The 23,980-nt window shown below is 72.4% G+C and carries 21 protein-coding genes and 1 pseudogene; 8 read left to right on the top strand and 14 right to left on the bottom strand.

From position 1 onward, the window contains the following. Positions 1-52: 52 nt before the first annotated feature. Together OG470_RS14330 and ftsY are read right to left on the bottom strand one after the other, a co-directional pair. Positions 53-916: an aminoglycoside phosphotransferase family protein gene (locus OG470_RS14330; RefSeq protein ID WP_328424504.1), complete on the bottom strand. Its 864-nt coding sequence runs from the start codon at positions 914-916 to the stop codon at positions 53-55. A 6-nt stretch (positions 917-922) separates the two neighbouring features. Next, positions 923-2,110, bottom strand: coding sequence for a signal recognition particle-docking protein FtsY (gene ftsY / locus OG470_RS14325; RefSeq protein WP_328424502.1), 1,188 nt, complete (start codon positions 2,108-2,110; stop codon positions 923-925). Between the two features lie 83 nt (positions 2,111-2,193). Between ftsY and OG470_RS14320 the strand changes: the two genes are divergently transcribed. The 5 genes from OG470_RS14320 to OG470_RS14300 all read left to right on the top strand — a co-directional run bounded on the left by OG470_RS14320 (position 2,194) and on the right by OG470_RS14300 (position 7,211). After that, positions 2,194-3,906 (top strand): alkaline phosphatase D family protein, encoded by a 1,713-nt coding sequence (locus OG470_RS14320; RefSeq protein WP_328424500.1) that lies wholly within the window; start codon positions 2,194-2,196, stop codon positions 3,904-3,906. Between the two features lie 26 nt (positions 3,907-3,932). Continuing rightward, on the top strand, positions 3,933-4,373 hold the full coding sequence (locus OG470_RS14315) for a MarR family winged helix-turn-helix transcriptional regulator (RefSeq protein WP_328424498.1): 441 nt from the start codon (positions 3,933-3,935) through the stop codon (positions 4,371-4,373). 146 nt (positions 4,374-4,519) lie between these two features. Then, on the top strand, positions 4,520-6,139 hold the full coding sequence (locus tag OG470_RS14310) for an MDR family MFS transporter (RefSeq protein WP_328424497.1): 1,620 nt from the start codon (positions 4,520-4,522) through the stop codon (positions 6,137-6,139). 11 nt (positions 6,140-6,150) lie between these two features. Beyond that, positions 6,151-6,645 carry a universal stress protein gene (locus OG470_RS14305; protein WP_328424496.1) on the top strand — a complete coding sequence of 165 codons (495 nt, stop codon included), beginning with the start codon at positions 6,151-6,153 and terminating at the stop codon, positions 6,643-6,645. A gap of 44 nt (positions 6,646-6,689) precedes the next feature. Continuing rightward, a complete protein-coding gene (locus tag OG470_RS14300) occupies positions 6,690-7,211 on the top strand; it encodes a DinB family protein (protein WP_328424495.1) in 522 nt (173 codons plus the stop codon). 10 nt (positions 7,212-7,221) lie between these two features. Here OG470_RS14300 and OG470_RS14295 read toward each other — a convergent pair whose 3' ends face one another. From OG470_RS14295 to OG470_RS14285, 3 genes are all read right to left on the bottom strand, one after another. Continuing rightward, positions 7,222-7,842 (bottom strand): HAD family hydrolase, encoded by a 621-nt coding sequence (locus OG470_RS14295; protein WP_328424493.1) that lies wholly within the window; start codon positions 7,840-7,842, stop codon positions 7,222-7,224. Continuing rightward, positions 7,842-11,456, bottom strand: a complete 3,615-nt coding sequence (gene smc, locus OG470_RS14290; protein ID WP_328424491.1) for a chromosome segregation protein SMC — start codon at positions 11,454-11,456, stop codon at positions 7,842-7,844. Before smc ends, OG470_RS14295 begins: the two co-directional genes overlap by 1 nt. Positions 11,457-11,825: 369 nt before the next feature. Further along, on the bottom strand, positions 11,826-12,020 hold the full coding sequence (locus tag OG470_RS14285; RefSeq protein WP_007456482.1) for a hypothetical protein: 195 nt from the start codon (positions 12,018-12,020) through the stop codon (positions 11,826-11,828). A 391-nt stretch (positions 12,021-12,411) separates the two neighbouring features. On the opposite strand from OG470_RS14285, the gene OG470_RS14280 reads away from it, so the two are divergent. Further along, on the top strand, positions 12,412-13,545 hold the full coding sequence (locus tag OG470_RS14280; protein ID WP_328426347.1) for a CAP domain-containing protein: 1,134 nt from the start codon (positions 12,412-12,414) through the stop codon (positions 13,543-13,545). A 120-nt stretch (positions 13,546-13,665) separates the two neighbouring features. Beyond that, positions 13,666-14,511, top strand: a complete 846-nt coding sequence (locus OG470_RS14275; RefSeq protein WP_328424489.1) for an endo alpha-1,4 polygalactosaminidase — start codon at positions 13,666-13,668, stop codon at positions 14,509-14,511. 84 nt (positions 14,512-14,595) lie between these two features. Here OG470_RS14275 and OG470_RS14270 read toward each other — a convergent pair whose 3' ends face one another. The 9 genes and pseudogenes from OG470_RS14270 to rsmD all read right to left on the bottom strand — a co-directional run bounded on the left by OG470_RS14270 (position 14,596) and on the right by rsmD (position 22,661). Further along, a complete protein-coding gene (locus OG470_RS14270) occupies positions 14,596-16,815 on the bottom strand; it encodes an MMPL family transporter (protein WP_328424487.1) in 2,220 nt (739 codons plus the stop codon). Between the two features lie 232 nt (positions 16,816-17,047). After that, positions 17,048-17,905: a bifunctional DNA-formamidopyrimidine glycosylase/DNA-(apurinic or apyrimidinic site) lyase gene (mutM, locus tag OG470_RS14265; protein ID WP_328424485.1), complete on the bottom strand. Its 858-nt coding sequence runs from the start codon at positions 17,903-17,905 to the stop codon at positions 17,048-17,050. A 256-nt stretch (positions 17,906-18,161) separates the two neighbouring features. After that, a pseudogene (gene rnc / locus OG470_RS14260) lies at positions 18,162-18,914 on the bottom strand (ribonuclease III); the annotation flags it as partial. After that, positions 18,911-19,897 carry a phosphate acyltransferase PlsX gene (locus OG470_RS14255; protein ID WP_328424483.1) on the bottom strand — a complete coding sequence of 329 codons (987 nt, stop codon included), beginning with the start codon at positions 19,895-19,897 and terminating at the stop codon, positions 18,911-18,913. The pseudogene rnc and the gene OG470_RS14255, both read right to left, overlap by 4 nt. Positions 19,898-20,011: 114 nt before the next feature. Beyond that, entirely contained in the window at positions 20,012-20,185 is a 174-nt protein-coding gene (gene rpmF / locus OG470_RS14250) for a 50S ribosomal protein L32 (RefSeq protein ID WP_030335284.1), read from the bottom strand. A gap of 5 nt (positions 20,186-20,190) precedes the next feature. Next, positions 20,191-20,754, bottom strand: a complete 564-nt coding sequence (locus OG470_RS14245; protein ID WP_328424481.1) for a YceD family protein — start codon at positions 20,752-20,754, stop codon at positions 20,191-20,193. Between the two features lie 110 nt (positions 20,755-20,864). Beyond that, a complete protein-coding gene (locus OG470_RS14240; protein WP_328424479.1) occupies positions 20,865-21,362 on the bottom strand; it encodes a hypothetical protein in 498 nt (165 codons plus the stop codon). A 256-nt stretch (positions 21,363-21,618) separates the two neighbouring features. After that, positions 21,619-22,101, bottom strand: a complete 483-nt coding sequence (coaD, locus tag OG470_RS14235; RefSeq protein ID WP_074317724.1) for a pantetheine-phosphate adenylyltransferase — start codon at positions 22,099-22,101, stop codon at positions 21,619-21,621. Then, positions 22,098-22,661 (bottom strand): 16S rRNA (guanine(966)-N(2))-methyltransferase RsmD, encoded by a 564-nt coding sequence (gene rsmD / locus OG470_RS14230; protein WP_328424475.1) that lies wholly within the window; start codon positions 22,659-22,661, stop codon positions 22,098-22,100. Before rsmD ends, coaD begins: the two co-directional genes overlap by 4 nt. Before the next feature lie 305 nt (positions 22,662-22,966). Here rsmD and OG470_RS14225 point away from each other — a divergent pair, with 305 nt between their 5' ends. Next, positions 22,967-23,914 carry an LPXTG cell wall anchor domain-containing protein gene (locus tag OG470_RS14225; protein WP_328424473.1) on the top strand — a complete coding sequence of 316 codons (948 nt, stop codon included), beginning with the start codon at positions 22,967-22,969 and terminating at the stop codon, positions 23,912-23,914. Positions 23,915-23,980: the final 66 nt, after the last annotated feature.

The raw sequence follows: 23,980 nt of genomic DNA, 5'->3' as shown, positions 1-23,980 counted from the left end.
CACATCGACCGACGCGCTCACCGAGGCCGGCCGGGCATCGACCGGCCAGGGCTCAGCGGAGGGCGTTCTCCAGCGCGTGCCGCTCATAGTCGAGCAGCCGCAGGTCGCGCATCGGCCGGCGCAGGTGCCCCTTGTGCACGATCCGGACGAAGGCCGGCTCACCGGCGGCGGCCATCCGGCGGATCCCCTCGACGTGGTCCACGATCCGCTTGCGGATGGTCCGGATGAGCCGGTGCCGGTCCCGGGGGATCAGCCCGTAGGCGTCGGCGAAGAGCCGCAGCCGGCGCGGCCGGTCCGGACGCTTCCAGCCCAGCGTGATCGAGTCCCGGTCGGCGAAGATCGGCACCCAGGTCCAGGCGGCGTACGCCACGTCGTAGATCCGGGAACCCGGCGAGGCGAGATCGAAGTCGATCAGCCCGAGCGTGCCGTCCGGCCGCCAGATCACATTGTGCGGCGCGGCGTCGTGGTGGCAGATCACCTCGGTGTCCGGTGGCGGCGGCCCGAACGAGCGCCAGACCGCCCCCTGCGGCGGGGTGAAGCCGTACTGCGCGTCGTGGAACATCCGCAGCATGGTGGCGACGGTGACCAGCGCCTCGTCGGTCACCCAGTGCGGGGCGAGCGGGTACTCCCCGCACTCCCCCTCCAGGTACGACAGCACCTCGCGGTTGCGCTCGTCCATGCCGAGCGCCCGGGGGGCGCCGGTGAACCCGACGTACTCCAGGTGCCGCAGCAGGGCGTGCACGGACGGGGTCCACGGCCCGGCGTTGCGGCGGACCGTGTCTCCGACCCGGACCACGGTGCTCACGTTGCCGCCGTGCAGCGGGATCTCCTGCGAAGTCACGTACGGTCTCCCGAGGCGCTGCGAGGGGTGGCCGGGGTCGCGCCAGCCCGCGTACGCGCGATCGTCGGTGGTCACCCGAGACTACGCGTCCCGTCCGGCGGCCTCGGTCCCCAGCAACGCGTCCACGAACTGCGCCGGGTCGAACGGGGCCAGATCGTCCTTGCCCTCACCGAGGCCGACGAGCTTCACCGGGATGCCGAGCTTGCGCTGCACGGCGATCACGATGCCGCCCTTCGCGGTGCCGTCGAGCTTGGTCAGCACCACGCCGGTCACGTTGACCACCTCGGTGAAGACCCGTGCCTGTTCCAGGCCGTTCTGCCCTGTTGTGGCGTCCAGGATGAGCAGTGTCTCGTCGATCGGCCCCTGCTTCTCCACGACCCGCTTGACCTTGCCCAGCTCGTCCATCAGGCCGATCTTGTTCTGCAGGCGACCGGCGGTGTCGATGAGCACGGTGTCCACGCCGGTGTCGATGCCGCGCTTGACCGCGTCGAAGGCGACGCTGGCCGGGTCGGCGCGCTCCGGGCCGCGGACGGTCTCCGCACCGACCCGCGACCCCCAGGTCTCCAGCTGGTCGGCGGCGGCGGCCCGGAAGGTGTCGGCCGCACCGAGCAGCACGCTGCGGCCGTCGGCCACCAGCACCCGGGCGATCTTGCCGCAGGTGGTGGTCTTGCCGGCGCCGTTGACGCCGACGACCAGCAGCACCGCCGGCACGCCGTCCTTCGGCGCGGTCCGCAGGGACCGGTCCAGGCTCGGGTCCAGCGCGTTGACCAGTTCGGCGGCGAGCAGCGCGCGCAGCTCGGAGGCCGAGCGGGTGCCGAGCACCCTGGTCCGCTCGCGCAGCCGGTCGACGATGTCGCGGGTGGCGTCGACGCCGACGTCGGCGGTGATGAGGCTGTCCTCGATCTCCTCCCAGACGTCCTCGTCGAGGTGGTCGCGGGCGAGCAGGCCGAGCAGGCCCTTGCCGAAGACGTTCTGTGAGCGGGACAGCCGGGACCGGAGCCGGACCAGCCGCCCGGCGGTCGGCTCGGGCACCTCCACGGCCGGCGCGGGCGCCTCGATGACTGGCGGCTCGACCAGGACACCGGTGGACAGATCGGACTCCGGTGCCTCGACCGGCGGGCCCGCGAGATCCTCTTCGGCCCGGGTGTCGACCTCGGTGCGCGGTAGCGGAGGCTGTGGCCGCCGCCGCAGTCGCGGCACCACCAGCCCGACTGTGCCGACGATCAGCACACCGAGCAGGACCAGAACGAGGACGAGATATTCGGCCATGCCGGAATCCTGTCAGATGCCGGCGATGGCGTCCCAGCCACCGCACCCGACCGGTGCCAGGAACCGGCGGTAGGCTCGGCCGCATGCCCGCCCCACACCTGCTCATCGGCCCCCTCCTGCGGCGCGTGGTGGGCACCCGGGCGACCATCTGGGTGGAGACGGCGGCGCCCGCCGTGGTCACCGTCCGCACCGCGTCCGGCGCCGGCGGCACCGCACCCACCTTCTCGGCGTACGACCACCACTACGCGCTCGTGGTGGTGGAGGGGCTCACCCCGGACAGCGCGACGACCTACGAGGTGCAGGTCGACGACGAGGTCGTCTGGCCGGTGCCGAGCAGTGGCTTCCCGCCGAGCGTGATCCGCACCCGGGCCGCCGACGACCGGGACCAGCCGGTCAGCCTGATCTTCGGCTCATGCCGGGAGACCACCCAGCACGCCACCACCCGCAAGCTCCCGCCGGACGCGCTGGACGCGTACGCCCGGCGGTTGATGGCCGACCCGGAGTCGGCCGCGCGGCCCGACCTGCTGGTGCTGCTCGGCGACCAGGTCTACGCCGACGTCACCTCGCCGACGGTGCGCCGGCTGCTGCGCCGGCGCCGGCGGCGGCCGAAGGGCGCCCCGGCCGACCAGGTGGTGAGCTTCGACGAGTACACCAAGCTCTACCTGGAGTCCTGGCGGGATCCGGAGATCCGCTGGCTGCTCTCCACCGTGCCGAGCGTGATGATGTTCGACGACCACGAGATCATCGACGACTGGAACACCTCGGCCAGTTGGCGGGCGGAGCTCCGCGGGCAACCGTGGTGGGCCGAGCGGATCGGCAGCGGGCTCGCCTCGTACTGGGTCTACCAGCACCTGGGCAACCTCTCCCCGGACGAGGTCGCCGCCGACCCGGTCTTCGCCAAGGTCGTGGCCGCCGAGGACGCCACCGGCGTGCTGCGGGAGTTCGGGCACCGGGTCGACCAGGAGTCCGACCTGGCGCACGACACCGAGCGCTGGCGCGCGGTGCAGTACCAGTGGAGCTACGCACTGGACCTGGGCCGGACCCGGCTGGTCATGCTGGACAACCGGTGCAGCCGGGTGCTCGACCAGGGCAACCGGGCCATGCTGCCGCCGGGCGAGTGGTCCTGGTTCCTCGACCAGGCGCACGGGGTCTACGACCACCTGGTGGTCGGCGCCTCGCTGCCCTGGCTGCTGCCGCAGGGCATCCACCACGTCGAGGCGTGGAACGAGAAGCTGGCCGACTCGCACCGGCCCTGGGTGGCCCGCGGGGCGGAGAAGCTGCGCCGCGCACTGGACCTGGAGCACTGGGCGGCCTTCCGGCAATCCTTCGAGGCGCTCGCGGAGACCTTCGCCCGGATCGGCACCGGCACGCCGAGCGAGCCCGGCGCGCGGGTCGGCGCAGGGCCGGCGTACGCCCCGCCAGCGTCGATCAGCGTGCTCTCCGGTGACGTGCACCACTCGTACGTGGCGAGGGCCCGGTTCGCCGATCCGACGGTGGTCACCCCGGTGCACCAGCTCACCTGTTCGCCGATCCACAACCAGGTACCGGCCGGCATGCGTCCCGTGATGCGGCTGGGCTGGTCGTCCGGCCCGGCGGGGGCCGCCCGGGCGCTGGCCCGCTCGGCCGGTGTCCGCCGGCCGGGGGTGCGCTGGCGCAAGCTGGCCGGCCCGTACTTCGGCAACGCGGTGGCCACGCTGACCCATCAGGGCCGGGGGGCCGACGTGACCATCGAGGGCACCACGAGTGACGGACGACTACGCCCGGTGATGGCCCGCCGACTCTCCCACGACGGCTGATCCGACCCGACCGTAGTCTTGAGCCCGTGGACGAGCACCTGTCGGAGCCGATCCGGGCGGTCGAGCACGAACTGACCGCCCTGCTGCGCCGTGGTCGGGCGGTTTCCTGGGAGATTGGCCGGGAGGTGCACCCGAACCTCGAACCGAACACCTACGGGCTGCTGCTCTGGCTGCGCCGGAGCGGGTCGATCCGGTTGACCGAGTTGGCGGCGCGGCTCGGGGTCGGCAAGGGGACGCTGAGCCGGCAGATCAACGGGTTGGAAGCGCTCGGCCTGGTCCGCCGCGACCCCGATCCGAGCGACCGGCGGGCCGCGCAGATCAGGTTCACCGAGGAGGGCCAGCGCCGGTTTGATGCCGCCCGGTCCGCGCGGGTGGGAGAGTTCCTGCGCACCCTGAACGACTGGCCAGCACGGGACGTCGAGGAGTTCGCCCGGCTTCTCGCCCGGTTCAACGACACCCGGAAATGACCCCCGCCGACCCGGAATGTTCCTCCCCTCCGACAAGTTGTTGCTTGAGGCAACCAAGAGGCATGGTTGCCTCAGGCAACTCCCAGGCGGCCGCCGCACCGCAGGCCCCCGCCGTTCCACCTCGACTCCACTCGGAGGCAGCAACGATGAGCCAGGCGACAGCGCCCACCCGGGCGACCGGCGTCGACATGACCCACCGGCAGATTCTGGAGGCTCTCTCCGGCCTGCTGCTGGGCATGTTCGTCGCAATCCTCTCCTCCACGGTCGTCTCGAACGCGCTGCCGCGGATCATCACGGAACTGCACGGCGGTCAGTCCGCGTACACCTGGGTGGTCACCTCGGCCCTGCTCGCGACCACCGCGACCACCCCCATCTGGGGCAAACTCGCCGACCTCACCAGCAAGAAGCTCCTGGTCCAGCTCTCCCTGGGGATCTACGTGCTGGGTTCGGTGCTGGCCGGCGCCGCGCAGGGCACCGAAGAGCTGATCGCCTGCCGGGTGCTCCAGGGCATCGGCGCCGGCGGCCTCACCGCGCTGGCCCAGGTGATCATGGCGACCATGATCGCGCCGCGCGAGCGCGGCCGCTACAGCGGCTACCTCGGCGCCGTGATGGCCGTCGGCACCATCGGCGGCCCGCTGATCGGCGGCGTGATCGTGGACACCTCCTGGCTCGGCTGGCGCTGGTGCTTCTACGTCGGCGTCCCGTTCGCCATCGCCGCGCTGGTCGTGCTCCAGAAGACCCTGCACCTGCCCGTCGTGAAGCGGAAGGCGCAGATCGACTGGTGGGGCGCCACGCTGATCACCGCGGCCGTCTCGCTGCTGCTGATCTGGGTCTCGCTCGCCGGCAACCAGTTCGCCTGGGCCTCCTGGCAGAGCGTCGCCATGGTGGTCGGAGCCCTGGTGCTCGCCGCGCTGGCGATCCGGGTAGAGACCCGGGCCGCCGAGCCGATGATCCCGCCACGGCTGTTCCGCAACCGCACCATCACCCTGGCCGTCGTCGCCAGCATCGCGGTCGGCGTGGGCATGTTCGGCGCCTCGGTCTTCCTCGGCCAGTACTTCCAGATCAGCCGCGGCCAGAGCCCGACCATGTCCGGCCTGATGACCCTGCCGATGATCCTCGGCCTGCTGGTCTCCTCGACGCTGAGCGGCCGGATCATCACCCGTACCGGCCGCTGGAAGCGGTTCCTGGTGATCGGCACTGCGCTGCTCACCGTCGGCTTCGCGATGATGGGCACGCTCCGGGCCGACACCAGCTTCACCCTGCTCAGCGTCTACATGGCGCTGGTCGGCATCGGCCTGGGCATGACCATGCAGAACCTGGTCCTCGCCGTGCAGAACACCGTCGGCACGCACGAGCTCGGCGCGGCCAGCTCGGTGGTGGCGTTCTTCCGCAGCCTGGGCGGCGCGATCGGCGTCTCCGCGCTCGGCGCGGTGCTCGCCCACAAGGTCACGGGTTACACGTCAGACGGCCTGGCCCGGCTCGGCATCTCCGCGTCCAGCTCGGGCAGCGGTGGTGTCCTGCCCGACGTGCACACCCTGCCCGGCCCGATCCGGGCAGTGGTGGAGAGCGCCTACGGTCACGGCGCCGGCGACATCTTCCTGGCCGCCGCCCCCTTCGCGCTGATCGCGCTGATCGCGGTGAGCTTCATCAAGGAGGTGCCGCTGCGGCAGCACAACAGCTCCCCGGTCGGCGCCGAGATCGAGCAAGAATCAACCATCGCGGCCGGCGCTGGTGCCGCCGTGGTCCGTACCGGCGAGCAGAGGTGAGGTAGCCAGCCATGAGCGTGGGAGCACCGGACCGCGAGGAGTACGGCCCCCGGACCCGCCCGCTGCCGTTCGAACGCGGCACGGACGGGCCCCGGGTGGTCCTGGTCGGCGTGGACGGCACCCGCACCTCCGAGCGGGCCGGCTGGTACGCCGCCGGCCTGGCCCGCCGGCAGGGTGCCGCGTTGGTGGTGGTCTTCGTCAGCTCAGCGAGCGGGTTGACCGCCCTGGTGCCCGGGATGGACGCCGGCGCGGTGCAGCGGACCCACAACGAGCTGGCCGACGAGCTGCGCCGGGAGTGCCGGCGCGGGGCCGAGGAGCTGGGCGTACCGGTGACCTTCCTGTGCCGGCGCGGCGACGCGTACGGCGAGCTGCGCGCGGCGGCCGACGAGTTCCAGGCCGACATGGTGGTGGTGGGCGCCTCCGAGCAGGCCGGTCACCGGCTGGTCGGCTCGGTCGCCACCCGTCTGGTCCGCACCGGGCGCTGGCCCGTCGTCGTGGTGCCCTGACAACCCGTCGCGGACTGTCCGGAACGCCGGGCAGGATACGCGGCATGACCTGGACCGCACCGGAGATCACCCGGACCCCCGAACCGTACGTCGGCGACGAGCGCACCATGCTCGAGGGCTGGCTCGACTACCACCGCCAGACGCTGCTGCTCAAGTGCGCCGGGCTCACCGAGGACCAGTTGCGCACGCCCAGCGTGCCGCCCTCCGGGCTGACCCTGCTCGGCCTGGTCCGGCACCTGGCCGAGGTGGAGGCCTGGTGGTTCCGGGAGAGCTTCGCCGGCCAACCGGTCGACTACCCGTACTTCACCCCGGAGACGCCGGACGCCGATCACGACGTCAGCGCCGCCGACGCCCAGGCAGACTTCGCCATCTTCCACCGCGAGGTGGCGTTGGCCCGGGAGGCCGCCGCCGGGCACTCGCTCGACGAGACCTTCACCGAAGTCGGTGCCAAGAAGCGCGTCTTCAACCTGCGCTGGGTCTACGTGCACATGATCGAGGAGTACGCCCGGCACAACGGCCACGCCGACCTGATCCGGGAACGCATCGACGGCGCCACCGGCGAGTGACCGGCGGCGCTCAGTACGCCAGCGCCGCCCGCAGGTAGCGCAGGTCGCCGTGGCCGCCCCAGCGGTGCGCCGACAGCCCGGCCGCGCGGGCGCCCCGGATCGCCCAGTCCTCGTCGTCGACGAAGAGCACCTTGGCCGGCAGGATGCCCAGCGCCGCGCAGGCCGCCTGAAAGTACTCCGGTGCCGGCTTGTGCACGCCCAGCGTGGAGGAGTTGACCACCACGTCGACCTCGTCGGTGAGGCCGAGTGCGGCCAGGTCGGCGTCGAGCAGGTCGGTGGCGTTGGTGGCCAGTCCGACCCGGATCCCGGCGGCGCGTACCTCACGGACGAAGTCGAGCACCTCGGTGTCCACCTCGCCCCGGTAGCGCTGCCACTGCTCCACCGCCGCCCGGGCCTGGTCCGGACCGCCGGCCGGCTCGGCCAGCGCATCGGCCACGCTGCTCACCCAGTCGGCGTGACTGACCTGACCGGTGAGCACCGGCTGGAGCCGCCCCCACTGCATGGCGATCTCGGTGAGCACCCCGTCGGCGAGGCCGAACTCCCGTTCCACCCCAGCGGCCACCGCCGGGTCGAACCGGCGCAGCACGCCGTCCAGATCCAGCAGCAGCGCCGTCGCGCGTTCCCGAGCCACTACCTGTACTCCTCGCCGCGGTCCTGCCGCTGGTCGTCCTCGTCGGCCCGGTTGAGCCGTTGGCTGATCACCTGGGTGACGCCGCTGCGCATGGTCACTCCGTAGAGCGCGTCCGCGATCTCCATTGTCCGCTTCTGGTGGGTGATGACGATCAGCTGGCTCTTCTCCCGCAACTGTGCCAGCAACGTGATCAGCCGGCCCAGGTTCACGTCATCCAGGGCCGCCTCCACCTCGTCCATGATGTAGAACGGGCTGGGCCGGGCACGGAAGATCGCCACCAACATGGCCACCGCGGTCAGCGACCGCTCGCCACCGGAGAGCAGGGACAGCCGCTTGATCTTCTTGCCGGGTGGGCGGGCCTCGACCTCGACGCCGGTGGTGAGCAGGTCCTCCGGGTCGGTGAGGATCAGCCGGCCCTCGCCGCCGGGGAAGAGCACGGTGAACACCTGCTCGAATTCCCGCGCGGTGTCCTCGAACGCGCTGGCGAAGACCTCCAGGATCCGCTCGTCCACGTCCTTGACCACGGTGAGCAGGTCCCGCCGGGTGGCCTTGAGGTCCTCCAACTGCTCGGAGAGGAACTTGTAGCGCTCCTCCAGCGCGGCGAACTCCTCCAGCGCGAGCGGGTTGACCTTGCCGAGCAGGGCCAGTTCGCGTTCCGCCTTGCCGGCCCGCTTCTCCTGCACCGGCCGCTCGTACCGGACCGGCTCGGGCACCGGCAGCCCGTCACGTTCGGCGGCCGCGACGTCGGCCTGGGTGGGCGGGACGGGCTGGGTGGGGCCGTACTCGGCGACCAGGGTCTCCACGTCCAACCCGAAGTCCTCGGCCGCCTTGGCCTCCAGCTGCTCGATGCGCAGCCGCTGCTCGGCGCGGGCCACCTCGTCCCGGTGCACCTGACTGGTCAGCCGCTCCAGCTCCGCGCCGAACCGCTTGGCGGCCCCGCGTACCTCCTGGAGCTCCGCCTCGCGGGCGGCCCGTTCCCGGGCCACCGCGTCGCGATGCTCCTCGGCTGCCGCGATCGAGGTTGTGAGCCGGGTGAGCGCCTCCCGGGCGCCGCCGGCGACGGCCCGGGCGATGCCCGCGCCCCGGGTGCGCGCGGCCCGCCGGGCCGCGGCACGTTCCCGGGCCGCCCGTTCCGCGGTGGCCTGCCGGGCCAGCGAGTCGGCCCGGCCGGCGATCGAGGAGACGCGCTCCTCGGCGGTACGCACCGCGAGCCGGACCTCCATCTCGTTCTGCCGGGCCTGCGGCACCATCGCGGCGAGCTGGTCCCGCTCCTCGGCCGAGGGCTCGGCGTCGACCGGGGTCTCCTCGGCCAGCCGCAGCCGTTCCTCCAGCTCGTCGAGCGCGGTGAGGTCCCGCTGCCGGGCCGCCTCGGCGCGGGCCCGGGACTCACCGAGCCGGTCGGTCTCCGCCTTTGCCGAGCGGGCCGCCGCGCCCAGCTCGGCCAGCCGGCGGGCGGCGGCGTTGCGGTGGCTCTCCGCCTCGCGCTTCTCGGCAGCGGCGTGCTGCACGGCCTCCTTGGCGGCGGTCACCTCGGCACGCGCCTCGACGAGCTGGTCGCGCAGCTCCGCGCCGCTGCGCTCGGCGGCGAGCCGGTTGGTGCGGGCCTCCTCGACGGCAGCCTGCACCTCGATGTAGCTGGGCGCCTTGGCCGACCCACCGGCCGCCGCGTACGCCCCGACCACGTCACCGTCCGGGGTGACGGCGCGCAGTTCGGGGTTGCCGGCGACCAGCTCGGCGGCGGCGGCCAGATCGTCGACGAGCGCCACGTCGCGCAGCGCGCGGTGCACGGCGGGGCGCAGCTCGGCGCTGCACTCCACCAGGTCGGGTGCCCACCGGGCCCCGTCGGGCAGCTTCGGCCGCAGCGCGTCGGCGGAGCCGGTCATGCCCGGCCCGGCGGGGCTGCCGACCAGCAGGCCGGCCCGGCCGGCGTCGGAGATCTTCAGCAGCCGCATGGCCTCGACGGCCTCGTCCACCCCGCTGACCGCGACCGCGTCGGCAAGGCCGCCGAGCGCGGCGGCCAGCGCGGCCTCGTTCCCGGGCGCGACGGTGAGCAGCCCGGCGAGGCTGCCGAGCAGGCCGGGCACGTCGCCGGCACGGGCGAGCAGCGCACCCGCGCCGTCCTTGCGCCGCAGGCCCAGGGCGAGCGCCTCCTCCCGGGCCTTCCAGGTGGCCGCGTCCTTCTCCGCCGCCCGCTCGGCGTCGGCCAGCGACCGGGCGGTGGCTTGTGCCCGGTCCTGCACGGCGACCGCCTCGGCGTGCCGGGCGTCCAGGTCGGCGTTGTCCCGATCCGCCTCGGTGGACTGCGCGGCCACCGCGTCCAGGTCGGCCTGCGCCTGCTCGGCGCGGCCCAGCGCGTCGGCGTGCGCGACGGCGAGCCGTTCAATCTCTTCGCCGGCGCTGGTGGTCCGGGCCCGGGCCGAGTTGACCTGGCCGGTGAGCCGGGCCATCCCCTCCCGCCGGTCGGCGATGGCCTTGGCGGCGGCGACCAGTTCCCGTTCGGCGGCGGCGAGCTGCCGTTCCAGCTCCTGGCGGTGCTCCACCGCCTCGGCCAGTCGGATCTGGTCGTCGGTGAGCGCCCCGCGCAGCTCCTCCTCCTGCTCGCGGACCCGCTCAGCCTCGGCCTCCAGCTGGTCCGGGTCGCGGCCGGTCCGCTCGTCGTCGCCGCTGGTGCTCAGGTGCCGCAGCCGCTCCCGGGCCAGCTGTTCGATCGAGCGGAAGCGTTCCTGCAGGGCGGACAGCTTGTACCAGGTGTCCTGGGCGGCGGCGAGCAGCGGGGCGTCCTCGGCCAGCGCGGCCTCCAGCTCACCGAGCCGGCCCTGCACCTCGGCGTGCTCGGCCTCGACCTGCTCGCGCCGCTCCCGCACCGCGGTCTCGTCGGCGATCTCCCGATCGAGGGTGCTCCGCAGGGTGGCCAGGTCATCGGCGAGCAGCCGCAGCCGGGCGTCGCGCAGGTTGGCCTGGATGGCGGCGGCACGTCGGGCCACCTCCGCCTGCCGGCCCAGCGGCTTGAGCTGGCGGCGCAGCTCGGCGGTGAGGTCGGTCAGCCGGTTGAGATTAACTTGCATCGCGTCGAGCTTGCGCAGCGCCTTTTCCTTGCGCTTGCGATGCTTGAGGACGCCGGCCGCCTCCTCGATGAACGCCCGGCGGTCCTCCGGCTTGGCGTGCAGCATGCCGTCGAGCCGGCCCTGGCCGACGATGATGTGCATCTCCCGGCCGATGCCGGAGTCGGACAGCAGCTCCTGGATGTCCAGCAGCCGGCAGGTGCTGCCGTTGATCTCGTACTCGCTCTCGCCGGAGCGGAACATCCGGCGGGTGATGGAGACCTCGGTGTACTCGATCGGCAGCGCGCCGTCGGTGTTGTCGATGGTGAGGGTGACCTCGGCGCGACCCAGCGGCGCCCGGCCGGCGGTGCCGGCGAAGATCACGTCCTCCATCTTGCCGCCACGCAGCGCCTTGGCGCCCTGCTCGCCGAGCACCCAGGCGATGGCGTCGACGACGTTGGACTTGCCGGAGCCGTTGGGGCCCACCACGCAGGTGATCCCGGGCTCCAGCTTCAACGTCGTGGCGGAGGCGAAGGACTTGAAGCCCTTCACCGTCAGGCTTTTGAGATACACCTTCTCGATCCTCGTCCGGTGGCCGCCGTACCGTCGCCGGCTGCGCGGACCTGGGTGAACCCGCAGACTAACCCGGTGGCGGGAACGGTCGGGCACTCGACCCGCCCCGGGTCACACCCGTCGTGAGTGCGGGACGCGACCGCGAGCCGGTCGCGCTGTTGTTGCGGTGGTGACGAGAAAGGCAAACACCATTCATGATCGACCCGCCGGCCGACACCTTTTCGGAAACAGTCGGCGCGGTTCCCAAGCGGTCAACAACAAGATCATAAATCGTCGTCCGCGATAGGAGCCGGACAGCGTTGCGCGCCGGCACAGAGGTGTCGGCGCGCATTTTTGCGATGGTGCGATTCAGTTTTCCGACCCCGAAGATCAGGTCAGCGCCGGCTCGGCCAGACGGAGCAGGTCGTCCGCCTCCGCCGCAGCCGCCGCGAGCCGATCATTGTCGGCACGCAGACGCGTGATCTCGAACTCCAGTGCCTGAACCCTGGCACGCAGTCGGGTGACCTCGTCGAGCAGACGCCGGTCGGGCGCTGCACCTACGTGGCCGTAGAGGGCCTTCGCCATGCTGACTCCTTGATATGCGCTGCCGGAAAGGCCGGCCAACGCGCGCCCATTTGTACGCGGCTGTCATTCCAGCTGTATCTGGACATGACCGGGCGCGACTGGCGACACCTACATATTGAGCCGCAAACCCCTCCTTCGTCAAGTTCTCGCAGGCCGTAGATCATCTCTACGTCGACCTGTCCACTTGTCGGGGGGCTGCCTCAAGGCACGGACACTCTCTGTCCGGACACCTTTACTGTACGCCGTGATTGCCGGAAGTCCGCACCTTGGCGTCCGACTTCCCCTTAACTCTTCCTTAGCCACGTTGCCGCAGGTAACGGGCTAGTCGTAGCGTCACCTCGGCCTATAACCGACCCCGTGGAGGCAGTGCGTGTACGGCTGGACCGACCCGATGGACCCGAACGGCGCCCCGCGGCGCGCTGAGCGGCCGACCGACGAGCCGGACTGGCTGAGCGACCGCCCGGAACCCCGTTCGGCGTACCTGTTCGGAGACGACCCCGACCAACCCGGCGACGAATGGCACCGCGCGGAGCCCACCGGCCGTTGGCAGTCGGAACCGGCGACCCCCGCCGGGCCGGCCGACGGCCCCACCGCTGCCTGGCCGGCGTACGCGCCCGCCAACCGACCGGGGGACGAGCCAACCGGCGACTGGCGCGCCAGTCGCCCGCTCGAGGAGACCACCGGCGGCTGGAGCACCGACGCTGGCGACGAGACCACCGGCGGCTGGCAGACCGATACGACCGGTGCGGGCCGTTCCAACGAGGGCCGGCACCGGTCCCAGCGGCGCTGGCGCCGCCCGTTGATGATCGGCGGCGCCGCCGCAGCGGCCACCCTCGTGGTGAGCTTCGGCGTCGGCGCGCTCGCCCTGCCCGGCGGAGACGGCGCGGCCAGCGAGCCGAGCGCTGTCGACGACACCCTCGCCGCCGCCCCGGCGGTGCCGACCGAGGAGCCGGTGGGCGACAACCTGGTCGCGCCCTCCCCGACCGGCTCGCCCAGCCCGGCGCGGCCGAGCCCGACGCCGAGCAAGGTCGTCAAGCCGACCCCGGAGTCATCGCGGACCACCGCCGCCTCGCGGCGCAGCACCCCGCGCACCAGCGCGCCGAGCACCACCACCGGCTCGGGCTCCGGCTCCAGCGGCACCGTCAGCGCGCAGGCCCAAGAGGTGGTGAACCTGGTCAACGCCGAGCGCACCAAGGCCGGCTGCAAGGCGCTGAGCGTTGACGACAAGCTGATGACCGCGGCACAACGGCACAGCCAGGATCAGGCCGACCACCAGAACATGTCGCACACCGGCAGCGACGGCAGCAACGCCGGCGTCCGGCTGGACAGGGTCGGCTACACCTGGCGCACCTACGGCGAGAACGTGGCGTGGAACCAGAAGACCCCGGCCGCCGTGATGGACGCCTGGATGAACAGCTCGGGCCACCGGGCCAACATCCTGAACTGCGCCTTCACCGAGATCGGCGTCGGCATCGCCAACAGCAACGGTCCGTACTGGACGCAGGTCTTCGCGGCGCCGCGCTGACCGCGCGTCGTTCCCGCCCCCGCGCTCGTTTGACCCGGTGAGGTACGTCGGGCCGGAGCGTGGGGGCGTCGGCGTACCGGTGAGGGCGGCGACGGGCCGCCCGCGACCCGGGAGCTGCCGATGCGGATCCGGCCGCGGCGACGCGCCGCCGTACGCCCGCTGCGCCGGATCCTGTCGGCCGCCGTCGCGCTCGTCCTGGTGGTGCCGGTGTACGGCTGCCGGGTCGACCTGCACACCCCGCCCGGTGCGCCCACCCCGTGGCCGTCCGACCAGGCCCGCCACTGGCAGTGGCAGTGGCAGCTCAGCGGCACGCTCGACCCGGCGGTGGACGCCGACGTCTTCCTGCTCGACCCGGTGGTCACCACGGCCGCCCAGACCGCCGAGCTGCGCTCCCGGGAGCGCCGGCTGATCTGCCAGGTGCACGTCGGCTCGGTTCGCTCGGTCGACCCGGACGCCAGCCGGTTCCCGGTGGCCGTACAGGGCTCGGCCGGCCGCCGGCCCGGCAGCCGGTGGCTGGACGTCCGGGGGTGGGACGCGCTGGAGCCGGTGCTGGCCGACCGGTTCCGGCTCTGCCGGGGCAAGGGCTTCGGCGCGGTGGCGCTGGCCGACGCCGACGGGTACGCGTCTCGCAGCGGCTTCCCGCTCGACTTCGACGACCAACTGCTGTTCAACCGCCGACTGGCGCAGCTGGCCCGGTCGCTGGACCTCTCCCCTGGGCTGGTCAACGACGTGCCGCAGCTCGCCGCGCTGGCCCCGGACTTCGACTTCGCGGTCAACGAGGAGTGCGTCCGGCTGGACCAGTGCGCCAAGCTGCTGCCGTTCGCCGACGCCGGCAAGCCGGTCTTCCACGTCGAGTACACCGGCTCGACCGACGACTTCTGCGTCACCACCGTCGGCTACGGCTTCGCGTCGATCCGCAAGGAACGGGCGCTGGACGCCTGGCGGGCAGCCTGCCCGCTGCCCTGAACGTTCGAGGGCCGACCGGGGCGCGACGGTGAGACACCGCCGGGCCGGGCCGCGGTCGCGGCTCGGCCCGGCGGCACACGCGGGTCAGGGCACCGCCACCAACTCCGGGGAAGGGGCCGGCGGTTCGGTGGGCGCGGGCGCCGGACGCCGCCGCAGGAAGCGCGGAGTCCACCAGTTCGCGTCACCAAGCATGGTCATCAGCGCCGGCAACACCACGCCCCGGATGATCGTGGCGTCCAGCAGGATCGCCGCCGCCAGGCCGATGCCGAGCTGCTTCATGTCGATCGTGCTCAACGTGGCGAAGATCGAGAACACCCCGACCATCACGATCGCCGCGCTGGTCACCACGCCGGCCGACGAGGTGATCCCGTACGCCACCGCGTCCCGGTTGGACATGCCGGCCCGGATCCCCTCGCGGATCCGGCTGACCACGAAGACGTGGTAGTCCATCGAGAGACCGAAGAGCACCACGAAGAGGAACAGTGGCAGCCAGGACACGATCGCACCCATCGAGGTGAAGCCGAGCGGCCCGGCCGCCCAGTCGCCCTGGAAGATCAACACCAGCAGCCCGTACGCGGCACCGGCGGAGAGCAGGTTCAGGGCGATCGAGCTGGCCGCCACCACCACCGACCGGAACGTGAACATCATGACCAGGAAGGTGAGCACCAGCACGAAGCCCATCACCAGCGGCAGCTTGTCCCGGATGTGCTGTGCGTAGTCCTCGCTGTCGGCCACACCGCCGCCGACCGCGTACTCGATGCCCGGGATGTCCCGCAGTTCGGCCGGGACCAGGTCCTCACGCAGCTTCTCCAGCGACTGCACGGAGCGGTCGTCACGGCTGGCGTACGGGGTGGCGACGTCCAGCACCGACACCCGCCGGTCGGCCGACACCTCGATCTTCGGGCCGTCCGTCTCCGTGGGGGCGAACAGCGGGTCGCCGGCGGCCCGGGCGGCCAGGTCGGTGAGCGCGGCGTGGACCCGGTCGGCCTGCTCGGCCGGTGCCCGGACCGCCACCACGTGGTTGGTGCCGGTGCTCGGGAAGGCGGCGGTGAGCCGGTCGTACGCCTGCATTGCCGGGGTGGTGCGTGGCAGGTCCTCCATGCCGGGGAACTTCAGCTTCATGCCGAGCGCCGGGGAGGCCAGCGCGAGCAGCAGACCGACCGAGATGACCAGGGTCGGCACCGGGGCGCGCAGCGCGGGCCGGAGCACCGCCGGCCAGAGCCGGGGCGAGCGAGGCTCGCCGTGCCGGCCGGCGCGCGGCGCGGTCAGTCGCCAGAGCAGCGGCACCCGGGGCCGGTCGACCCAGCGACCGAGCTTGGCCAGCAGAGCGGGCAGCACGGTCAGCGAGCCGACCACCGCGACCGCGACCACCAGGATCGAGCCGACCGCGAGCGACGAGAAGACCACGTCGCCGGCGAGCAGCAGCCCGGCCATCGAGATGATCACGGCGAAGCCGGAGACCACCACGGCGTGCCCGGAGGTCTCCGCCGCGATCTCCACCGCGTCCAGCCCGGAGCGGCCCTTGGCGCGTTCCTCCCGCTCCCGGCGGACGTAGAACAGCGAGTAGTCGACCCCGACCGCCATGCCGATCAGCAGGATCACGGGGGCCGTGGTGTCGGTGGCCGGCACCAGGTGCGAGGCGAGGGTGGACAGACCCATCGCGGCGGCCACCGAGGAGAGCGCCAGCAGCACCGGCACGCTGGCCGCGATCAGCGCGCCGAACGCGATGATCAGGATGGCCAGGGTGACCGGCAGGCTGAGCAGCTCGGCGCGCTTGAAGTCCTTGCCCAGGGTGTCGTCGAGGGCCTGCCCGATCGACGGCCCACCGACCTGCTCGACGCGCAGTTGCGGGTGCGCGTCCTGCACGGTGGCGGTGGCGTCGCGCAGCGGCTGCACCCGGTCCGACGCGGTGTCCGGGTCACCGGACATGGTGATCGGCAACAGCAGCGCCGAGCCGTCCCGGGAGAGGACCGGCTGACCGACCTCGGCGACCCCGGTGACCGTACGCAGCCGGGCCGCCGCATCGTCCGCCGCCGCCTTCGCCGCCGCCGGGTCCAGTGCGCCGCCCCGGGAGGTGATCAGGACGTTGTCCACGGCCGGGTCTTCGAAGGCGCCGGCGTCCACAATCAGGCCGGCCCGGCCCGCCTCCCCGATCGCCTGGTCGCCGCTGGTCGCCTCGTTGAGGCCGGCGGCGTTGCCACCGACGAAGCACACCGCCACGAACACGGCCCACAGCGCGATCGCCCGCCACGGGTGCTCGGCGCTCCACCGCGCCATCCGCACCGTCACCGGTCTCGTCCCCATCTCGGGTCCCCCTGTCACGTCAGCCCCCTGTCAACGGTGCTGACGCTAGGGACGTGACGAGGCGATCACATCGGGGATCGGCCCCGGCCGTCCCCGGAGTCCGATCCCCCCACGTCGAAGGGACCGCTCGGGCGGCGCGGCGGGCATCAGCCCGCGATTCGGACAACCGCCGGGGTCCAACCCGGAGCGGTCGGCCGCGACCCGCCGGCACCGACCCGGAGCCGACTCCGGGTCATCCCCGAAGGGAACCCCGGGGCCGCGGCTGGCAGCGTGGGCAGCTGTACGAGGACCGGTTCATGAACGCCTCGCGGCGGACCGGCGCGCCGCACCGCCGGCACGGCTCACCCTCCCGGCCGTAGACGTTCAGCTCCCGGTCGAAGTAGCCGCTCTCGCCGTTGACGTTGACGTAGAGGGCGTCGAAGCTGGTGCCGCCCTCCTTGATCGCCTCAGCGAGCACGTCGCGGACGTGGCCGAGCAGGCGCTGCGCGGCCGGGCCGGTCAGCGCGTCGGTGGGACGGGCACCGTGCAGCCCGGCGCGCCAGAGCGCCTCGTCGGCGTAGATGTTGCCCACGCCGGAGATCAGGGTCTGGTCGAGCAAAGCCCGCTTCACCTCGGTCCGCCGGCGGCGCAGCGCGGCGACGAAAGCCGCGTCGGAGAACCCCGGGTCCATCGGGTCGCGGGCGATGTGCGCGATCTCCGCGGGCAGCTCGGCACCGCCCTCGCTGACCGAGAGCCCGCCGAACGTGCGCTGGTCGACGAAGCGCAGCTCCGGCCCATCGTCGGCGAACCGGAACCGCACCCGCAGATGGGTCTCGTCCGGCGTGCCGGGTGGCTGGAGCAGCAGCTGACCGGACATCCCGAGGTGCCCGATCACCGCGTCGCCGCTGTCCAGGGGCAGCCACAGGTACTTACCGCGGCGGCGGACGTCCAGCACGGTCCGGCCGGCGAGCACGTCGGCGAAGTGCACGCCGCCGGGGATGTGCCGGCGGACCGCACGGGGGTGACGAACCTCCACCGACGCGATCCGGCGGCCGGTGACCCACTGCGCCAGCCCCAGCCGGACGGTCTCCACCTCGGGCAGCTCAGGCACGGCGTCGCCCCGTCTCACGGCCTTCGGTGGCTCCGGCCCGGTCGGCGCCGGCCGTCTGGGCACCGTTGCCGCCAGCGGCCGGACCCGCGCCATTGCTGCTCGGACCGGCGCCGTTGGCCCGCTCCGCCGCGACGTCGGCGGGCATGGCCTGCGCCGCGTGGTCGGCCTCCTCGGTCCGGGCCACCCGTGCGGCCCGCTCCATCGGCCCGATCGGCCCCTCGCGGTCGGCCGAGCCGTCCAGGTTGGTCCGTCCGTCCGCTCCGGCCTGGCCGTCCTGGCTGTCCTGATCGTCCTTGTCGTCCTGGTCGGCGAGCATCCGCCAGGCCGCCTCGGCGGCCCGCTGCTCGGCCTCCTTCTTGCTGCGCCCCTCGGCGCCGCCGTACCGGTTGCCGGCCACCACCACCCAGGCGGTGAACGTCTTGAGGTGGTCCGGACCGGTGCCCTCGATGCGGTACTCCGGCACGCCGAGCCCGAGCGCCGCGGTCAACTCCTGGAGGCTGGTCTTCCAGTCCAGGGCGGCGCCCCGACCGGCCGACTCGGCCATCAGCGGGTCGAAGAGCCGGTGGATGACGATCCCGGCGGTGTCCAGCCCGTACTGGAGGTAGATCGCGCCGAGCAGCGCCTCCAGGGTGTCGGCGAGGATGCTCGCCTTGTCCCGGCCGCCCGTGGTCTCCTCGCCCTTGCCGAGCAGCAGGTACGCGCCGAGGCCGTCCGGGCCCAGACCACGGGCCACATCGGCGAGCGCGCGCATGTTGACCACGCTGGCCCGCAGCTTGGCCAACTGCCCCTCGGGCAGGTCCGGATGGTTGTGGAAGAGCGCTGTGGTGATCACCACGCCGAGCACCGAGTCGCCGAGGAACTCCAACCGCTCGTTGGTCGGCAGGCCGCCGTTCTCGTACGCATACGAGCGGTGGGTCAGCGCGCGTTGCAACAGGTCGGGTTCCAGGCTCACGCCGAAGGCGGCTTCCAGGTGACCGACGGACGCCTGCCGCCGCTTGTCGTTGCTCATGATGTGCGTACCTCGGTGTCGGTGGAACGGTCTGTGCGGTCCGTCGCGGCGTCGCCGTCGAGCAACGCGGAGATCAGGTCAGTGGCGCGCCGCCGCCACAGGTGGGCGGCGAGGGCGATGCCGGAGGCGACGTCGTCGGCACGGGCGGCGCCGTGGCAGACGACCACCGTTCCGGCCACTCCGAGCAGGGCGGCGGCGCGGGGGGCGACACCACCGACGGGCGGGCCGCCGGCCATCGCGTACGCGCCCTCGATCGCCTTCAGCAGCACGTTACCGGTGAAGCCGTCGGTGACCACCACATCGGCGCGCGCGCCGAGGGCCACGTCGTACCCCTCGACCAGGCCGACGTAGCGCGCCCCGCGGGGCAGCGGCTCGACGGCGAGCAAGGGGTCGGAGGCGCGGCGAACCCGGTCGCCCTTGCCGGCCTCGGTGCCGACGGAGAGCAGCCCGACCCGAGGCTCGGCGATCGAGTGCGCCACCGCGGCGTACGCGGCGCCGAGCACGGCGTGCCGGGCGAGGGTGGCCGGACGGGGCTCCAGCGAGCCGCCGACATCGAGCAGGACGACCGGCCCGGCGACAGCGGGCAGGGTGGCGACCAGGGCGGGTTGGCGGATCTCCGGCCAGCGGCCGAGGCCGAGCACGGCCGCGGTGACGGTCGCGCCGGTGGCACCGGCGGAGACCAGGGCGTCGGCGGTGCCGTCGCGGACGGCGGTGACAGCGGCCCGGACGGTGCTCTCCGCGCGGGCGGCGCTCGGATGGTCGGCCATGCCGACGGCGTCGCGAACCGGCCGCACCGTGATCCGGGCCCGTTGGGCCGGATCGAGGGCAGCAATCAGCTCGTCGGCCACCTCACTCGGGCCGACGAGCAGCAGATGCAGGTTGGGGTCGGCGCGCACGGCACGCAGAGCGCCGTCAACCACGACGGCGGGAGCGTCGTCCCCGCCGAGGAGGTCAACGGCGATCCGCGCGGTGCCCGGCTCCACCGGGACGTTGACCGGAGTAGGCCGGCCGGCGTCGGAGGGAGCCGGGGCACCGGGCGAATGCCAGGGTGCGCGCGCCGCCCGACCTGGGGTCGGGGGCGTCACTCGGCGTCCAGGTCAGACCTCGAGAACCTGGCGGCCGTTGTAGGTGCCGCAGACGGAGCAGGCGGCGTGCGGCAGCTTCGGGGACTTGCACTGCGGGCACGCGACGGTCGCGACCACGGTCGCCTTCCAGTTCGCCCGGCGGGACCGGGTGTTGCTGCGCGACATCTTGCGCTTCGGGACGGCCACGGTTCTTACTCCTCTGTACGGGTCAATTGCGTCAGGCCCGCCCAACGCGGGTCGATCTGCTGGTGACTGTGGTCGGCCGGCAGATCGTCCCAGTGCACCCCACACTCGGGGCACAGTCCTGGGCAGTCCTCCCGGCAGAGCGGGTTGGTCGGCAGCGTGAGCACCAACGCGTCCCGCAGCGCCGGCTCCAGGTCGATCAGATCGCCCTGCATCCGGCCCACCTCGTCCTCGTCGGTCGTGACGTCCGTGGTGCTGTTCTCGTACGCGTACAGCTCCTGGATCGTCACGGCCATCGATTCGTTGATCTCGCGTAGGCAGCGCCCGCACTCGCCCCGGATGGGACCGGTGATGGTCCCGGAGACGAGCACACCCTCGGACACCGACTGCAACCTCAGATCGAGGTCGAGGCCCGCGCCCTCCGGCACGCCGATCAACTCCACACCGAGGTCCGCCGGTGCCGGCACGACCCGCTGGACCTCACGCAACGCGCCAGGGCGGCGCGGCAGGTCCCTCGTGTCGAGGACCAGCGGCGACCTGGGGTCGAGTGTCGATGGCGAGTGCTTGGGCATAGTCAGACTCCGGCCGGTGAGAGGCCGACAAAAAAGGTTACCTGGGCGACCGCCGGACCGTCGAACCGGGGGCGACGCCCGCCCGAGAATGTCGGCTGGTGAGGTGCCGCTCAGAAGGGTAGCGGGCGTTCGGCCTCATCCCCACCGAAGGTGCCGATCTCCCGTAGCGCGTGCATCTTGTCGCGGCCACGCTCTATCGAGGCGAGCGCCCGGGTGAGGAACTGCTCGAAGTTGGCCAGCGCCGTGTCGACGTAGTCGTCGACCTCCTCGCGCAGGCGCTGCGCCTCCGCCCGGGCCTCGGCGATGATCCGGGCGCCCTCGTGCTCGGCCGACACAGTGATTTCGTTCACCGAGACCAGGCGGGCGTGTTCCGCCTCACCCTCGCTGATGATCCGGTCCGCCTCGCGCTTGCCGGCTTCCATGATCTTGTCGCGCTCGTCCAACAGCGCGGCGGCACGACGCAGGTCGGCGGGGAGGTCGGCGCGCACCTCGTCGAGGGCCGCGATCATCTCACCCCGGTCGACCATGCAGTTGTTCCGCGACATCGGGACGGAGCGGGCCTGCTCCACCATGGCGATCAGTTCGTCGATGCGATCGAGCGGGTCCACCGGTACCTCACTCCCTGTCGTTCTTCGGCCGACCTCCATGATGCGGGCTACGGCCGGTTCCCCGCTCTACCAATCATGTCGTGCCCGCCCCACACCTGCCCCATCCACCCCAACCCGGCGCGTCGCGACATCATGACATTCCGCGACCACCCACGATCCAGCCCCGTCGATCTTGCACTGCCACGACAGGGCCCGCCCAGTCGCCGCAGAGGCGCGCGATCCACCGACCGCAACTGCAGACCGGCGGCGCGGAGGGTTACGGGCGGGGGCCGAGGCGGGACTGGAGGGCTTCCCGGACCGGGTCGGGGACGTGGGCGGAGATGTCGCCGCCCCACTTGGCCACGTCCTTGACCAGGCTGGAGGAGAGGAAGGAGTAGAGGGGGTTGGTCGGCATGAACAACGTCTCGACCCCGGCCAGCCCGATGTTCATCTGGGCCATCTGCAGCTCGTAGTCGAAGTCGCTGACCGCCCGCAGGCCCTTGATCAGCACGCTCGCCTGCTGGGCGCGGCAGAAGTCGACCAGCAGCCCCCGGAACGACTCGACCCGTACGTTGCCGTACGAGGCAGTCACCTCGCGGAGCATGTCGATCCGCTCCTCGACGGTGAACAGGCCACTCTTCGACTGGTTTATCAGCACGCCGACGATCACCTCGTCGAAGAGCCGGCTGGCCCGGCCGATGATGTCGAGGTGTCCGTTGGTGACCGGATCGAACGAGCCGGGACACACCGCACGTCTCATGATCGGCGACCGTACCAAAGGGTGGTCTCGCCGTAACGGCGACTGCGCTCGGCAGTGATCCCGTCCACCCAGTCGACCGGCCCGGTGCGGCTGGACCGCTCCACCACCACCAGGGCGTCGGGCGCCAGCCAGCCGCCGTCGACCAGCGTCGTCTGCAGCGCGGTGATCTCCGCGTCCGGCACGGCGTACGGCGGGTCGGCGAACACCACGTCGTACGGCCCACCGTCCGGGCCGGCGGCCAGCACCGTCGCCACCTTGCCGGTCACCAGGCGGACGGCCGGGCCGGCCCGCAGGGCCGCCGTGTTCTCCCGGATCACCCGGGCCGCCCGAGCGTCGGACTCGACCAGCAGGACGTGCCGGGCCCCCCGAGAGAGCGCCTCCAGCCCGACCGCGCCGGAACCGGCGTACAGGTCCGCGAAGCGGGCGCCGTTGAGGTCGACCTCGGCCTCGACGGCGCTGAAGAGCGCCTCCCGGACCCGGTCGGAGGTGGGTCGGGTGCCGGCGCCGGGAGGCGCGGCGATCCGCCGGCCGCCGAGCGTCCCGGCCACGATCCGGGTCACCGTTTCCTCCTGCTCATACCCCCGACGCTACGCGAGCCGATGGAGACCACGACCGACACCATAGGTATCGCCTGGGCGAGCACATGATCACTATTCGTATATCAATGATCTCACATTCATAACATCAGTCTTAGCAAATCCTGAGGGCTGTATCACTCGCGAGGATCTCGCTAGGGTCTGCCGGGTGTCGGCGGCCACCCGCCGGCCCACGGCTCGGGAAGGCACCTAGACATACGGACGTGCAGTTACCGTCCACTGTCGCTCCCGGGCCACGCCCCTAACGCTTCAGCACTCCAGGAGTACCAGTGATCCGTCCGAAGTCTCCGTTCCGGCGCATCGCGGCCGTCGCCGCTGGCGCGCTGATCGGCGTCGGCGCCATGACGACGTTCGCCGCGCCGGCCAGCGCCCACCACCCCGAGCCCTCCGGCACCTACTGCCTGGCCGCCGACGGCCAGACCACGGTCACTTGGAAGGTCGGCAACAGCGAGAACATCGATGCCAGGATCACCGCGGTCTCGTCGACCATCACCAGCGAGTTCACCGCTGGCGACCTGAAGGTCGATGCCATCCTCCCGGCGAAGGGTGGGAACCTCCTCACCGCCACCCAGACCCACACCTTCACCGAGCGGGAGCCGAAGATCGAGCTGACCGTCGAGGCGCGGTGGGAGCGTCCGGACCGGATCGTGACCGAGCACCGGACGGTGGCAGCCACCCCGGCCGGCACCTGCGCCGTGCAGCCCACCCCGACGCCGACCGCCACCCCGACGGCGTCCCCCACCCCGACCCCGACCCCCACCACCGCGTCTCCGTCGCCGAGCCAGCCGCCGGCCGAGAGCCCGAGCCCGACGCCGACCGTCACCCCGGCGCCGGCCGAGCCGGTGGGCACCGTCGAATCGACCTGCGACAAGCTCACCTTCACGATCGAGAACCCGGCCGACGGTGAGACCGTCAGCATCACGCTGACCCCGAACAAGGGCGAGGCGAAGACGCTGACCGTCGAGCCCGGCGAGACCGGCTCCGTCTCCTTCGTCGCGACCGAGGGTCTCACCGTCACGCCGGCCGGCGACGGCCTTGACGACACCGAGCCGATCGCCTGGGAGCAGCCGGCCGAGTGCGACGAGGGCGAGGGTGGCGGCCTGCCGCTCACCGGCACGAACACCACCCTGATCGCTGGCGGCGCTGTCGTCCTGCTGGCCGCCGGTGCGGGCCTGTTCCTGGTCGCTCGCCGTCGCCGGCTCCGGTTCACCGCCTGAACCGAACCGCGCTGAACCCGAGGGCGCGTCGACCACCCGGTCGGCGCGCCCTCGGGCGTTTCACCC

It is taken from the genome of Micromonospora sp. NBC_00389 (assembly GCF_036059255.1).
Classification (GTDB): domain Bacteria; phylum Actinomycetota; class Actinomycetes; order Mycobacteriales; family Micromonosporaceae; genus Micromonospora.
The sequence above is the reverse complement of the archived record's forward strand: the minus strand, read 5'-3'. Positions and strand labels throughout refer to the sequence as shown.